The 15,019-nt window shown below is 60.3% G+C and carries 10 protein-coding genes and 1 pseudogene; 4 read left to right on the top strand and 7 right to left on the bottom strand.

Translation table 11 applies throughout. The features are described 5' to 3' along the window. Positions 1-440 precede the first annotated feature (440 nt). Positions 441-1,100, top strand: a complete 660-nt coding sequence (locus CHEJ32_RS0103230; protein WP_028032561.1) for an SOS response-associated peptidase — start codon at positions 441-443, stop codon at positions 1,098-1,100. A gap of 866 nt (positions 1,101-1,966) precedes the next feature. On the opposite strand, the gene CHEJ32_RS0103220 is transcribed toward CHEJ32_RS0103230, so the two are convergent. Next, entirely contained in the window at positions 1,967-2,308 is a 342-nt protein-coding gene (locus CHEJ32_RS0103220; RefSeq protein WP_028032559.1) for a hypothetical protein, read from the bottom strand. 859 nt (positions 2,309-3,167) lie between these two features. Next, the gene (locus tag CHEJ32_RS0103215) at positions 3,168-5,918 is read right to left on the bottom strand and encodes a DEAD/DEAH box helicase (RefSeq protein ID WP_198023811.1); all 2,751 of its coding nucleotides are present in this window, start codon (positions 5,916-5,918) and stop codon (positions 3,168-3,170) included. On the opposite strand from CHEJ32_RS0103215, the gene CHEJ32_RS27345 reads away from it, so the two are divergent. After that, a complete protein-coding gene (locus tag CHEJ32_RS27345; protein ID WP_198023810.1) occupies positions 5,904-6,188 on the top strand; it encodes a hypothetical protein in 285 nt (94 codons plus the stop codon). The genes CHEJ32_RS0103215 and CHEJ32_RS27345 overlap by 15 nt on opposite strands. 206 nt (positions 6,189-6,394) lie before the next feature. Here the strand turns inward: CHEJ32_RS27345 and CHEJ32_RS0103210 are convergent, their stop codons facing one another. Further along, positions 6,395-7,255, bottom strand: a complete 861-nt coding sequence (locus CHEJ32_RS0103210) for a hypothetical protein (protein ID WP_051469398.1) — start codon at positions 7,253-7,255, stop codon at positions 6,395-6,397. A 187-nt stretch (positions 7,256-7,442) separates the two neighbouring features. On the opposite strand from CHEJ32_RS0103210, the gene CHEJ32_RS0103205 reads away from it, so the two are divergent. After that, a complete protein-coding gene (locus tag CHEJ32_RS0103205; protein WP_028032556.1) occupies positions 7,443-8,336 on the top strand; it encodes a restriction endonuclease in 894 nt (297 codons plus the stop codon). Positions 8,337-8,883: 547 nt separating this feature from the next. Here the strand turns inward: CHEJ32_RS0103205 and CHEJ32_RS0103200 are convergent. The 4 genes from CHEJ32_RS0103200 to CHEJ32_RS0103185 form a co-directional block, all read right to left on the bottom strand. Next, positions 8,884-10,395 carry a GH1 family beta-glucosidase gene (locus CHEJ32_RS0103200; RefSeq protein ID WP_028032555.1) on the bottom strand — a complete coding sequence of 504 codons (1,512 nt, stop codon included), beginning with the start codon at positions 10,393-10,395 and terminating at the stop codon, positions 8,884-8,886. Positions 10,396-10,507: 112 nt separating this feature from the next. Then, positions 10,508-11,119, bottom strand: a complete 612-nt coding sequence (locus CHEJ32_RS0103195; protein WP_028032554.1) for a carbohydrate porin — start codon at positions 11,117-11,119, stop codon at positions 10,508-10,510. 62 nt (positions 11,120-11,181) lie between these two features. After that, on the bottom strand, positions 11,182-11,646 hold the full coding sequence (locus CHEJ32_RS0103190) for a carbohydrate porin (RefSeq protein WP_028032553.1): 465 nt from the start codon (positions 11,644-11,646) through the stop codon (positions 11,182-11,184). A 223-nt stretch (positions 11,647-11,869) separates the two neighbouring features. Beyond that, positions 11,870-14,170, bottom strand: a complete 2,301-nt coding sequence (locus tag CHEJ32_RS0103185; protein WP_198023809.1) for a glycoside hydrolase family 3 protein — start codon at positions 14,168-14,170, stop codon at positions 11,870-11,872. Between the two features lie 388 nt (positions 14,171-14,558). Between CHEJ32_RS0103185 and CHEJ32_RS23795 the strand changes: the two are divergent. Next, positions 14,559-15,019 (top strand): annotated as a pseudogene (locus tag CHEJ32_RS23795) (IS5 family transposase); the annotation flags it as partial.

Raw genomic sequence — 15,019 nt, 5'->3', positions numbered from 1 at the left:
TCCCCAGAGCAGAACTGCTTCGATCAATCTCCGCATTATTCTTCACGCCAAACCACACGTCGCACCCACCAGGTGCGATGAAGCCTTCTCACCTTAATCTGCAGGCGCTCCTCCGCGGACAGTGACTTCACCTCAACGAATGGGTGACCGCCACACGCCGGGCACTTCATCTTCCGCTCGATATTGAGGGCTGGGATATCTCCGAAGAGCTGCATCAAGTCTCCCGGGTGGTACCACCGGGCAGGTGAACAGCCTACGCAACGAAGCTTGAGAAGCGAGCCGTTGCGGACCGCATCCGAGAGCATGAGTGGCGGCAGCCCTTAATAACGGTATGGTTCAGGCATGAGAACGAAATAGGAACAAACTTCGTATCTCGTCAATCGGGATGTGGTCTTCCGCCGCGCATTGCACTGTCTTCCTACCGATGGCACGATCATCATATGTGCAACTTGTACAATCTGACGACGACCCAAGAAGCGATGCGGCGGCTGTTTCACATCGGCCGAGACCTGTTTGGTAATTTGGAACCGGGCCTCGACGTTTATCCCGATCGTCCCGCACCCGTCATTCGAACGGGAGCGGATGGTGAACGCGAGCTCGTTGCGCTGACTTGGGGGATGCCTTCGCCACCGTTTGTCACCAATGGAAGGCCGGACACAGGCGTCACCAATATCCGCAACACTGCCTCGCCGCACTGGCGGCGATGGCTGGGGCCGACGAACCGCTGCCTCGTTCCTTGGACCACGTTTTGCGAATGGGAAAACACGAAGCCGAAGAAGAGAAAGCGGTGGTTCGCGATTAACGACGATCGGCCGCTCTCTGTGTTCGCCGGGATTTGGACCGAATGGAGTGGCGAACGCGGCTCGGTAAGTAACCCTCGATCGGGCACGCATCAGCTGTTTGGCTTCCTCACGTCGGAGCCGAACGACGTCGTCGGACCAATCCATCCCAAGGCAATGCCCGTGGTTCTGACGACGACCGAAGAGATGGACGTCTGGCTTCGAGCCCCGTGGGAGGAGGCTAAACACCTCCAGCGCCCACTGCCAAACGACGGCCTCATTCTTCTTCCGGTCGAACAGGACCAACCCAGCTTGATGTGAGGAAAGATGGACGATCGAAAGGAGCTTCTCGCTCTTAGCCCGGCAGGAGGTCGTGTCCAACCTGCGCGGAGTATGGACGCATCCATGCTGAAGTGCGCCAAGACTGAACTTGAAGGACGCGGCCCAGACCGAGCGTCCGTCTAGCCTATCGAATAATCGGTAAGGTCAGGCGTGGCTTTGTCCCACCAATCCACGCGCGTTACCTAAGACGCCAAGCGTATGCTAGAATATCCCCCTGCAGGCAGGAGGACGTGCAGTCAGAGCTCTCTGTGCGATCGTTTGGTCCCTCATTGGGTTCCACTGACGCCGGACTTCAGACTGCCTCTCACAGCCTGTGGTGACGCCGCCACAGTTGTGGTGCGTGGGCTCTGGGGGGCTGAGGATGCAAGTGCAGTTTGAGCTAACTCACATGGAGCATCGGGCACTGCGCGGCTTTATGGACCATGCGCAGATCGTGAATACAAGTTTCGCTGTCCGGATCGCTCTTTGCGATTGGCTGATCCGTACGGGGTACTTGAGGCTGCCCGCACCTAAGCCACGCAGGAGGAGGTGGGACAGGCGCCACAAAACAGCGGACACCTGACGGCGTGCCTAGTGGCGCAAAGCGTGGGCTGCAGTGGCGCAGCCTCGATCCCCACTAGCAACCCGCCCCTCTCCGTCATGTTCCAGGCCCTTTGGTGCTGAGAGTTAGACGCGTCCAATATCAACAACATCATGCGTCATCTCCATCGGCTCTGAATCGCTTTCCGGGGCAAACGGCGTTTTCTGGAGTAATGGGGAGAACAGGCCCAAAAAAACGAAAACGCCGTTATGCCTGACGTCAAACAATCCGCTTGACCGCCGACAACCCGAGCCAGAGCAGCTGATCAGTCGTCCCCATCCTCGCATCGCAGCGTGTTCAACTCGGCAAGCGAGATCCGCTGACGCAGAAGCGACCAGCCCCTGTCATAGCGATCCTGAAGGTCGAACCAGACAGCCCGTGTTGCCTTCCTGGAGAAGCCGACGTCCTGCAGCCGCTTTGCAACGAGATCCATGATGCGGAACAGGTCTTCATAACGTCCCAGCTTAAGGTGCTGGGTCAGCGTGACGTCAAGAAGCGCCCGCGCCAGATCTTCGTTGCTCGGACGGCCTTCTGCCTTGAGCCGCGCCCGATATTCCCGCTGCCGCACACGTTGCGTCTCCAATCGCTTTGCCTGATCTCGTGCCATGGTACCCTCCGTCGTTGGTCACGTGATCAGGATCAACTCCGGCCTTGCAAGCGACAAACACCGTTCGTTTCGTAACGCGCTCCTCCAGCCTTGAATCGCAAATTTCGAGTTTGGAATCAGGTCTCAGCAATTCTGAATCCGCGTTCTCGATCCTTGAATCGGATTACCGCAAATTTTTTCGCATTGAGATAACGTGCAGGCACTTCATTCACTTCATCTCAACGAAATTAAGCCCAGCGGACGACGCCTCGGCAAACGCCGTTTGCGATGTAACGCTTATCCAGAGTTCGGAATCGAAATAGCGCAAATTGTTTCAGGTTGCCGGCAATGCATCTGAACGTGCGGGCGACTTGAGGCGATGTGCCGTGTCGTCGGCGCACATCAGTAGGCAATAAGCTCTGCTTGCTGCGCGGAAGACGGCATCAGGAGGCGTGCCCAAGTCCCGAGAACTAGATCGAGCCTCCTGTTGGCGTGGCCTACCTGCCTGTGTGCGTCACCAGGGCCTGGGATTAATTCTCGCTGGGCAAACTTTGCCTGAACCCGAAGCGAGCATCGGAACGTGGTCGCAAATGACTGCTTTGCGCCCCCATTTCGGACGTACGGACCAACATTGCCTACACTCGGAAGCGGACAGTTCGACTTGGGAAAGATGGTGGTGGGTTAGCGACCTGGTTTGGGGTGTTCAGGCAAACCGCACTCTCATCTACGAGCAATCGGGGAAGCTGGTGCTTAGCAGCGGCTTGAGCCCGATACGGGCGCTAGAACCTAAACGTTCGCAGGTCCAACTCGCCCTCGGAGGCATCAGCGCCAACGAGCACTGAACAACCTCTTGGATACGACAATTCGACCAAGACGACCCTTAGCTAGTTGCCCATTCCGCGTTCCAAAGCGAGTGCAACTGCACCCGGCTCAAAATCGTCGGATTTTGACCCGCGAATGTGACCTTCTCAGGTGTATCGAACCCCTTCCTGACCGCAGGACTAAGGCTCTCAACGAGTTGCCGGCTCAAGGCTTCCTGCGCATCGAAGGGATCGACCTCCTCGATGACATGTGAAACCAACCCAACAACAAACGAGAACCCCCGCGGTATGACACTGCCCACAAGCTCCCGGGCTCGGGGACACATTCTCTTGGTAGGTGAGGATGAATCCGGATCACCGCCGAGCTCCTTCTCAATCTCGGCAAGGGGTGCCCCGCTGATCCACGCGAGCAACCCGGGAAGTATGAGGGTGAGCGCGTCGGGAGTCAGTTCGCCGTCCTTTTTCTTGCCGCAAGCGCCGAGAATTGGCCTCTTCACATCATAGAGCAGTGATGCGCGTGCGTCGTGATCCTCAACCAGCCAAGTGACCGTCCAGACCAGCCAGTCCTCCACCGTTACCGGCAGGGAGCCGGCGCCATCGGAAATTCGCTTTCTAAGACGCAGGAGAAGATCCATCGACAGCCCGCTTTGCGAGGCTAGTGTAGCGATCGTGTTGTCAACTCCTTCCGGAGTCACCTGCGCGATGGCCTCTTTCAGGCGGGCTATTTTCGCGTCGAACTCAGCTTCGGCCAGCCGCTTGTGTGCGGCGAAAGCTCCAAGGGATTTCTTAAGGTCGAAGAGCGAAGTCGGCTCTTCCCCTCCTTCCGCCTCTCGAAGAGCAGCCATGCGATTGACGGTGTAGCGCACATCCGCATCAAGAGACTGCCCCATCATCAGCCGATCCAGGACGATCTCAAGCGGGTCGGTGATTACAACGCATCGATCATCTTCCGGCAGAACGGACTTCAGCTTCTGGATGACCTTGTATTCCAGCGGCTTCCCGTCCTTGAAGCTGATGATCGGCTCCGGAATCAACAGTACGACGCCGTTTGCGAGGTGGCCCGCTCGGCCTGCCCGGGCAGCGGCGTTGAGAATTTCGTGCGCCTCAAGGTCTGCGCGGCCCTTCTTGTCCGCATCGGCCCGCTTGTCGCCGGCAAGTACGGCAAGATGGGCAGGCAGATTTAAGCCCTGCGCCAGGGTGGGCGTCGCGACGATCACCTTAGCGCCGTCTGCTCGTCTGAACATACGCTCGGCAAGATCGCGCTCAAGGCGCAGCATCAGTGAGTTGTGCGGCACTGCAATCGCCGGCCCCGTCAGCAGAGAGTGCTTGAGATCGCCTAGCTCCGCTTTTAGCGCGTCCCACCGTTCCTGCTCGGCTTCGGTTGGTAGGACATCGCCACCCATCAGATCGGATATGTCACCCGCAACCGAAACGGCATCGTTCTTCGTATTGACGAACACAATCGATTTGAGGCCGTTCGTTGCTGCCGCCACGGCCAGTCGCACTGCAACCTGATTGGCGTTGGGTTTCAGATTGATTCGGCCGTACTTGTTGTCGCCAGCCAGCAAAACTGTGTCATCCAGGACTTCGCTCTGGATGCAATGGGCGGTGTTCTCATTGAGCCAATTGTGCTGCAATCCCCAGATCGCCCAAGGCCGCGCTACAAGCTGGCGGCTCGCGGGCGCGCGAAGGTCTTTCGCCTTCTTGCCCTTACTCTTGTCCTCGGCAGCTTGAACGACAGCGGCCGCTTTCTTGGCCTTTTCCAATTCGTTATCTTGATAGATCAGGACGCCGCGCGCCTGCCGGCTCGGCTTCCATAACAGATCAACGCAGACACACGGTCTGCCCACAAGCTTGCCGATCCACTCTGAAAATTCATCGGCGTTCTTAAGCATGGCGGAGAGGAACAGCAGGTCGGCCTCCGGCGCGATATGATTGAAGCCCAAGACGCACAGCATTCCATCCAGCGCACGCCGAATTTTCCCCGACTGCGGACTGAGAAGATGGCATTCGTCAAACACCAGCAAACCCACATCCGAAAACGATTCCGGAGCGAATGAGAGCATGGCGAGGCAGCGTTCAGGGGTCATCACCTCGATTTCCTGAAGCTGCGCCTCGCTTTGAAACAATAAATCGAAATCGCTAGAAACCACCGAGCCGAGAATGTCCTTGGGGAACATTTCCTGAAGGTCGTCTGTCAGTTGCTCGACGAGCGCGTGCGTGGGCGCGAGGAAAACGACTTTCTTTCCGCGAGCAAGGGTCCCTGCAATCTTAAGCGATGAAACGGTGGTCTTACCGGCACCTGTGGGCAAGACAACCACCGCAGACTGTCCAGTCTGATAAAAACCTTTCGCGATAGCGGCGCGGTGGTTCGGCCACACAAAGGGAAACGCGTTGGCACGACTCCTCAGCCATTGCTGCCAGAACTCGGGATCGGCTCCTTTCGGTGGCGGCAAGACGCTCAATGCCGCGTTTCGTACTCCATCATGGGACCCAATCAACAAGGATGCGAGGTGATGCGGGCCGGCATACGCATTCAGGATGTTCCCACCAAGCTCATCGCTGCGGGTGTCGTCGTTCGATGCCGAAAGCTCCAGTACACGCATGAAAGCCTGGCGAGAATCGTCAAACCGACCTGCGCTCATCTCCGGTACAGGCACGCCAAGGAAGCGCGCTGCCAGAATTTCCAGGCCGGTGATGAGAGTCTCAAGCAGGGTGGCGAGAGCCTCCCCCTCGAGATCGAGCCCGGCGCGAGGTCTACGCCACCGTCCCGCGCGTTCCAGGATGCTGCCGAGTTGACCGCGGGCCAAATCGACGATGTCCTCCGAAAGGATCGTGGCCTCATAGAGCTGGCCGTCCCTTCGCGGACGGATGACAGACGCAGCCTCATTGGCATCAGCGTATTGCTCTGCTGCAAGAAAGAGGAGCGCCGCCGCAATGGTGGGATCAACGCGATCCCTGTCGATGTTGGCGGGCAGGGCGTCTGCGACACCAGCGGCACCCTGCCGTCGTGCCAGGATTTGCTGGGCGGTGCCGGCGACAAACGCCGAAGCCCGGCGATGCTCCGCGTCCATGATTGAGGTAACCAGTTCGTAGGTGTCCGCTATACGCTCAAGCGTCCAGTCCTCTGGCGACGCTCCTTCTTCGTCCACGCTGGTGCCTCTGAGGCGGGCGGACACGAGGTTCGCATAGTGCCTTGTAAGGAGGGCGGGAATGTCCTGAGGATTGAGGCCTGGCACCTGAGGAGCCGAACGCAATAGCTCTGCTGTCGCCGCATCGAACATATTTAGGCTTCGCCCGCGTCGAGTTCATCCAGGTAGGCAATAGCCCGCAAAGCCAATTCATCGAACCAGTCACGCAGCTTCCCGGTTACAATGAGGCTGGCCCCTATGCGCCGATCTGAGGAGATTCCCTCAAGGGCTTCGTAACCCTTGAACAGCTTACGCCGCTCCTCCTGACTGTCCAGTTCCGCAGGCACTGCAAAGGCTGCTCGGTAGCGCCGCTGAGTACGGTTCATGACAGCGGCCGAAAGCCGCGCGGCGGCTGCGTCATCTACTCCCGCCATCCTGAGAAGCACGGACGCGGTCGCAACAAGCTCGGCGCTCCGCCTGTTCAGATGCCGTTCGAGCAGCGCCGGTATGACCTTCTCAAGAAAGGTCTTGCGGGGATTGTCGGTGCATTTGTCCTCAAAGATGGTTGTCGAGGTGACTTCGGACTTGTCATCCGCTAGCTCGATCATGAGGCCGTCGAGCCCCTGCGAGGTCGCGCTGACATGGGGGTCTTTGAGCAGTGCGCGCGCACCGTGCGTCTGGCGAGCGGCGATCCATGAAATGGCCTCGAAAATAAATCCGTCCCGTTGCCAACGCGGATAGCCTGTCCGTGGCTGCTTTCCGTCCTCCTGGACTGTCAGATGACGCTTCGCTTCCGCCCGTAGGTTTTCGTCGGTGAAAGCGGGAGCGGCTGGCAGCAGCTCTTTCAGAATATAGGCCGCATACGAAGCCTGACCCATCGCGATGACGGCAATCAGCTTTGCGAGTTGGGCTTCATCCTGTGCAGACCAGCGATGACCGCTACAATTCTCGTCTATGGGCACAGGCTGTGTCAGGAGGGGCTGCTGTGCGCTGACACTGATATCGGCCGTGTTCATCTTTGCCCCCGCTCATCGTTCGTGCTCCTCAACGCCCAGACCGTTAGCCTAGGCTGGAAGGTTATCCAAAGCATCTCATCCAGATCAATATATTATCGAGATAGTTGCCTGATCGTGGATCGAACCCTTCTTCCCTACAACCATCCGCAAGGATAAGATTCGAGGTGCGCGAATCTCGGAGGTCGCGATGGCGGCACTTTCGACGACAGATATGAAGCTGATCGACAGCATCTTCGGCATATATAGCGGCTATGTGCTGGACTTCAGCAACAGCACCTTCGACGCGTTTTTCCGCCGCGACGTTGGAGTTGACATCTATGACGCTGCCTACGCTACCTACGGCGAGTCAAAGGGCAAGCGGTTCCGTGCATTTCTTGAGAACGCTCGCGCCGCCGCAGTCGTGAAAGCACTTACAGAACTTTGGACATATCGCGAAGCCGATCGCCTAGACAGGGGTGAGATGGAAACCATTCCAAACGCCCGAGCCCGGCTGTCCGAGCTGATTGTCAAGCTCGGCGGGAAGCCTTTACCCGGCAATCCGGCGGAAGCTACACAGGCTGCCGCACCTACCGGCTCATCCGGACCGAGCGAAGGCGTGCTAGCCGCGCTCGAGGTCGAGTTTTTGGCCCTGACGAGAATGGACGAGACACCGCAGCGGCGAGGCTACGCTTTCGAACGGTTCCTGAAGCGCTGGTTTGATACGTGGGGGCTCGACGCACACGCCTCCTTCCGAACGACGGGCGAGCAGATCGATGGCTCCTTCCAACATGACGGGGCCACCTATCTGGTGGAGGCGAAATGGCACAATCGGCAGATTGATGCCGCGATGCTACACAGCTTTCAAGGCAAGCTGCTGGAGCGTCCCGATTGGACGCGTGGGCTGTACGTCAGTTACGGCGGCTTCACCGGCGATAGCTTCGACGCCTTTACCGCGCGGCGGCTGATCATGATGGACGGAGCCGACATCTACTTTGCGCTGAATAGGCAGTTGCATCTCGCGGACGTGATCAGGAAAAAGGCGCGCCACCATGCGGAACGCCGTCAACCGTTCGCCAAAGTTACCGACCTTTTCCCGGTATGAGGAGCACGAGTCGATATCGACGTCATCATCTTCCTTCTCATCTTCGTCGGGTACGGCGGCGACTTTCGTGCGGCGCCCCGGCGCAGCGATGATGTTCTGGCCCGAACGGCTTTCGGACCGCACCCCATCGCTGCTGAGTGGTCAGCGCCAGCCGCGATCCACCTGACGGGCGTCGCGCCTTAGCGGCCGTTGAAATCAGATCGCACCGGGTGGCAGCTATTTGACCCTAGACATCCGAGACCGGACCGTCTGGAAGCGGCCCCGTATTTGCGGAAATACTATACCGTAGAGTCTAAGGTGGGGTGGATTCCTGTCTGACCGCTCTTGGGCGGAAATCCGAGAAAGCGGCCGTTCATGGCCGAACGCTGCATTAGCGCTGCGTATTGGCTCAGTGCGGCGAAGCAGCGCGGTCATGGATGCGATGAGTACGACACCGCTCTCCGACCTTGAGGCCGGCGTGAAGATCGTTGGCGATGACTATTTGACAAGCCGCCGAGATGCGTCGCGCGGCGCATCAGCGTCACGTTGACCCTATTCGGACCGGCACTCACACCACGGCATTGCGCCACGCCGCCTCCTTGAACCACTGCGCACTGAGCTTTGGTGTGCGCTTTTGTGTCTTGAAGTCCACGTGCACGATCCCGAACCGGTCGCCATAGCCGTTGATCCATTCGAAATTATCCATCGCGCTCCACACGAAACTCCCTTTCAACGGAATTCCTTCGGCGGTGGCACGCTGCTGCCACATCATGCCATTTCTCAAGTACGTCAGGCGGTCCGAGTCGTAGATGTTGCCATCGGCCGCCACCTCGTCGCTCGCCGCGCACCCGTTCTCGGTGATATAGATCTCCTTCGGCTTCCAGATCGAATGCAGGAGCCTGGGTGCCCAATATTGTGACTCTGGCGAAAGCCGGTGCCAATCCGAGAACATCTTCGGGTGCGAGAGGCTGAACGGCACCTCCCGGTATCCCTGCGGCTCATCCGACGCCATAACGAGGAGCAGCGGGATGTAAACATTGATGCCGACAAAATCCACGGGCGCTCCGATGATCTTCATCTCCTCGTCAGTAAATTTCGGCGCGTCCTTTCCGGCCGCCGTCAGATAGGCCTCGTCATACCGGCCCTCGAGCATTGGTCCGAGGAAGTAGATGTTCAGAGCCTTGGTGGCCGCCTCGGCGGCTTTTACGTGTTCGGGCGAGTCGATGACCGGGAGAGCGTGGCCCATGTTCTCGGCAGGCCCGACTTTCGTGCCGGCGCGGCCCATTGCGCGGATGGCCTGCACGGCAAGGCCGTGGCCCAGCACCGCGTGGTGTCGTACCTGATTGAGCGGCCCGTCTTCAAGCAGGATACCAGGAGCGCTCATCAGCCGAACCGTCTCCCCCTGCACATGCAGTTCGACTCCCCGGTACGCCGTTTCCGTCACCTGCTTGAACTCGTTGATGGTGAAGAAGTGGCCGACCCGATCGCTGAGGGCCTTCGCGACCACGCCGGCGTACTCGCCGAACGCTTTCGCTGTCTCGGCGGACTGCCAGCCTCCGTATCTGTCTTGCAGGACCTGCGGCAGGTCCCAGTGGTAGAGCGTTGCGAACGGCTCGATGTCGGCGGCCTTCAGCTCGTCCACCAGCCGATCGTAGAAGTCGAGCCCCTTCTGGTTGAGCTGCCCGGTGCCGTCCGGAAAAATGCGCGGCCAGGAAATCGAGAAGCGATAGGCCTTCGCCCCGATGTCCTTCATCAGCGCAACGTCTTCCTTGTAGCGGTGATAGTGGTCGATCGCGACATCGCCAGTATCCCCGTTCTTGATCTTGCCGGGCGTGTGGGCGTACCGATCCCAGATGGACTCGCCCTTGCCGTCCTCGTTCCACGCCCCCTCGATCTGGTAAGCCGCCGTAGCGACACCCCATAAGAAACCTTCCGGGAAGCCGCGCGCACCCGGCGTCTCGCCCGTCGTTCCGGATTGCACCGGAGGTGTTTGTGCGACTGCCGGCAGCCCGCTCGCTGCCAGCAATGCAGCGCCCCCGGTGAGCGTCGAGAATTGGCGCCGGTTGACGTTGTGTGACATTAGTTCCTCCATACGCGTGTGTGGCTCGATGGGAGGGTTGGCGGCGGTTGACGTCCAACTGCTCACCTCCGAAACGGATGATTTTCAATCTCGTCTCGGCTGATCCGCTCTCCTAGAACCGAATGTAGGATGAGATGCCGGCAGAGAACGCATCGGGAGACGCTGCTGACGACGGTCGGATGTATTGCAGGTCGGCTGTCACCCGAAACCAGGGCGTAATCGCGACATTGTAGAAGGCCTCCACCCCCCACTCGTCGCGAAGGTCGATGAATGGTGCGAGTTCATCCTGCAGCGCATTACTCAGACCCAGACGGTAGTAGCCGATGCCAAAGCGATCGTCCGGTCGGCCTGGAATGAGACTACTGCCGCCAACGCCGATATAGCCCGCCCAATCCACGAGGTTCGGGTTGCCGTCACTCTTTGCGATGTCACCGAAGATGCCCCAGCCGCGTGCCGGGTTGCTCGGATCCTGCACCAGGTACTGCTGGAAGGAGAAACCGACGAGCCAGGAGCCCTGCTTGCTGCCGGGGACTGCTCCCGGCGGCTGAATGATCTCGCTGAAATCTGTGCCGGTCCTCGTACTGTAGACGCCCTTTATCGAGTAGTATCCTGGGAGCCCGCCAATGGAAGTGGCCAGTGTGGCTCCACCGTTGATCGTGACGCCGTTCTCGAACAGGTCCGAGAAGAGAGGTTGGTTGGTTGCGTCAGTCGGATCGTAGATCATCAGGGAGTAGCTAACCGGCTTGGTGGGTACGCTGATCAGTGCCCCGTTGAATGTAGCCGGGGTTATGCCGGAGATCGGGGCGGCCAGATTCCCCCAGAACGTATCGATGCCACCGCCGCCCCTGAGTGGCGTCGCACGCGCCAGTTCGAGAGGCCGTTGAACTTGCCGACGCTTACGCTGACCTTGTCACCCAGCCGTTGGGTGACGAACAGCGCCATCAGATCCAATCGCTCGTCCCCCTCCGTGCCGGGAAACAAAAGAGCGACGTTGACCGGGAGCAAGCCGCCACCCATCCCGTTGATGCTGTCCCCATGATTGAAGTAGCCCTGCGCGGTGACGCTCAGCCCATCCCAGAAGCCGAGCTTCGAAAGATCAATCCGCGCCAGCGCATCCATCTTGCCGCCGTATTGCCAAGATCTGTCGCCTTCTCCGCTAACCATTCCCTGGTAAAACTGGCTCCACTCCAGGCGGAAGTCGAAGCCCGCGTCACGAAGTTCCGGCCCTTGGCCGAACCAGTCACCGGTCAATGTTTGCGGACCTTCCTGCGTGAGAGCCGACACGGCATCGCCCGCGCATGCCTCTTCAGTGCCTGGCACCAGCAGTGCAGCCGACAGAAGGCAGCCGAGTATGAGACTGGCGCGATACGGGCGATGAGGAGGACAAGCACTTGCACACATTCCTCCCGACCGACAGGAAGCCATGTCTACTCTCCCATTCCGATGCAGCTCCGGGGCATTGATCAATGTTGGCTCATTCCTTCCGCAACATGCGCCCGTCGAGTTCCGTTGCTGCCGTCAGCACCAGGTCACCGGCCGACTTGCCGAGCGCGATCTGGTAGGCGCCATCAGTGATGCGCCACTGGTTCGCCTTGCCGTCGAAGCGCGCGAGCAGGCGCGGGTCCACCGTGAGCGTCACCTGCTTCGACTCGCCGGGTTGCAGCACGACACGCTCGAAGCCGAGCAGCCGCATGCGCTTCTCGCTCGGTGCGGCGGTGAGGTAGAGTTGCGGCACGTCCGCACCTTCCCGGTCGCCCGTGTTGGTCACAGTGAAGGTCGCGGTGACGGCATCGCCGCCGGACAGCAGGTCCGCCTTGACGTCGCCGGCGGGCGGGGTGCTCGCATTGACCACCGTCGCCGGGTGGCTTTCGACCGCTGTCATGTCCGGTGCGCCGACGGACAGGCTGAGGTCGCTATAGGCGAAGTTCGTGTAGCTAAGGCCGTGCCCGAATGCGTAGAGCGGTTTGATGTCCTTCTTCGCATACCAGCGATAACCCACCTCCGCGCCCTCGTCGTATCGGATTGTGACGGGCGTGCCCCATGGGGTGCCGAGCCCCGACAGCGTCGGCCGCGGCGTATCGGCCAAGCTCGCAGGCCAGGTAATCGGCGTGCGGCCTGACGGGTTGACCTTGCCCGCAAGCACCTCGGCGATCGCCTGAGCACCTGCCTGGCCCGGATACCACGCCTGCACGATTGCCTTCACCTTGTCCCGCCAGGGCATGGATACCGGATTGCCTGTTTCGAGCACGACGATGGTGTTCGGGTTCGCCGTGGCAACCGCATCGATCACCGCATCCTGGCCCCAGGGCAGCGACAGGTCGGGGAGGTCGAAACCCTCGCCCTCGACGCGGATGCCGAAGGCGATGACGACGTCGGCTCGCCGCGCCGTGAGCGCAGCTTCTGCCGGCGTGTAGCCGGGGTCGAATTCGACCTGAGCGTTCGGGAACGCCTTCTGCAATGCCTCCACCGGGGATGGTTGGAACAGGTAGAGGTTGCGGTGTTTGCCCATGACGCCGGCGCCGCCGATCTTGGTCGTGCTGGCAAAGCCGCCGACCGGCGCGACCGCGCCGGAGCCTGTCCCGCTGATCACTCCCTGCTGAGCGTAGCCTCCAATGACGGCGATCTTCAGCGGCTTGTCGGCCGGAAGCGGCAGCACGTTTTCGTTCTTCAGAAGGACGATGCCCTGACGAGCAATTTCAAGCGCGATCTCGTTGTGCCTCGCCATGTCGACCGCCGGGGCCGCTTCCCACTTGTCGATACCCACCGCATAGGCCGAGCGAAGGATGCGGCGCACCATGTCCGACAGACGCTCCTTGGGGAGCTTGCCCTCAGCATAGGCTTGCCGCAGCGGTGCCGCGAACGGCTCGGCATCCAGGCTCCACATGAACCGATCGGCCTGGGCGCCGGACTCTTGGTCGAGACCGTGGAGTGCGTATTGCCATTCCGGCGTCGCACCCCAGTCTGACATCACATAGCCTTTGTAGCCCCAGGTGCCCTTGAGCACTTCGTTGAGCAGGTGATGGCTGCCGCCGGCATACTCGCCGTTGATCTTGTTGTAGCCGCTCATGATCGCGCCCGGTTGCGATCGCTCGATCGCAATCTGGAACGCGAGAAGGTCCGACTCGCGATGTCCCACCGGGTCGATGATCGCATCGAGCCAGTGACGGTTCGTCTCGTTGGCGTTGAGCGTATAGTGCTTGAGGGTCGAGATGACCTGCTGGCTCTGGATGCCGTTCACCTGCTCGGAAGCGAGGATCGCGCTCAGCAGGGGATCTTCGCCGTAATATTCGAAGTTCCTGCCATTGCGGACCTCCCGGGTCAGGTTCATCCCGCCGGCGAGCATGATGTTGAAGCCGCGGCTGCGCGCCTCGCGCGCGATTGCGATGCCACCTTCGCGAGCGAGTTCGGGGTTGAAACTGGAGCCGACGACAATGGATGCCGGGAATGCCGTCGCCCCTGGGTCATTGGGCCGATAGCCTGGGTTCGTAACGCCCATGCTGGCATCGCTGGACTGCAGATCCGGGATGCCGAGCCGCGGGACTCCGGGCGTCCAGCCCGCGCTGGCGTTTTCGAGATCTGCGACTCGCGGGTCCGCGGGCACGGAGGCGCCCGGCACGTTTCCGAGAACGCTGATGAGGAGCGAGAACCGCTCGTCATCAGTCATCTGCTGCTCGGTTTCCCGAGCCCGCAGATCAGCGTCCGATTCCTGCGAAAATGCCTGCACGCCGCCGAGGATCAGCGGCAGCGCGGCAAAAGATGCCAGCAACCTCTTCATATCATCCTCCCTGGGTCTTCAGCCTCGTCGGCAGGCGTCGAAGTCCCCATGCTCGGCCCTGCAGGCGAGGATGAGTTGCATCTTCTTCCTTATCAGGACCGTGCAGCTCGGGCCAGAGACCAAGCTGCCGGATGATTACTTAACGTAACGCATGCCTATTGGCTGCTTACCAATCCAAAGAGCCTTCCCGACCGCTGCCGGTCGTTAAACAAAGGGCAGCTTCCGGGAAAATAGTCCAGACCCTGGAACGTCCGATGTGGGGGCGCAAAGCGGCGGTCTGAGGTCCCGCATAAAGCGTCCACTTCTAGGGTCTGAACCCAATCAGCGTGTTGCGTGAGCACGGCAAATCGTGATTCCGATGGCTTTGCTGGGGTGATCGGAGGACATCATGGCCCGCCTGTTCTGGCTGAGCGACATGCAATGGGCGGCGATCGCGCCGCATCTGCCCACCAACCAGCCCGGCGCGCGCCGGGTGGACGACCGCCGGGTGATTTCAGGCATCATCCACGTGCTCAAGACCGGCTGCCGGTGGTGTGACTGTCCGCCCGAATACGGGCCTTCGACCACCATTTACAATCGTTTCAACCGCTGGTCCCGCCGCCGGTTCTGGATCAGGCTTCTGGAGGCGCTGGCCGCTCGCGCGGCGGTGACGAAAAGCACCGCGATCGACTCCACCTACGTCAAGGCTCAGCGCGCCGCCCATGGCGGAAAAGGGGGGCGAAAAATCAGGCCATCGGCCCGTCGCGCGGCGGCCAGACCACCAAGCTGCACGCGCTGACCGACGTGGTGGGCCGCCCCTTCGCGCTGACCCTGACCGCGGGCAACGCGGCTGACATCACCGTCGCTCCG

It is taken from the genome of Chelativorans sp. J32, from assembly GCF_000518985.1.
Lineage (GTDB): Bacteria > Pseudomonadota > Alphaproteobacteria > Rhizobiales > Rhizobiaceae > Chelativorans.
This window is presented reverse-complemented; position numbering and strand designations above follow the sequence as displayed.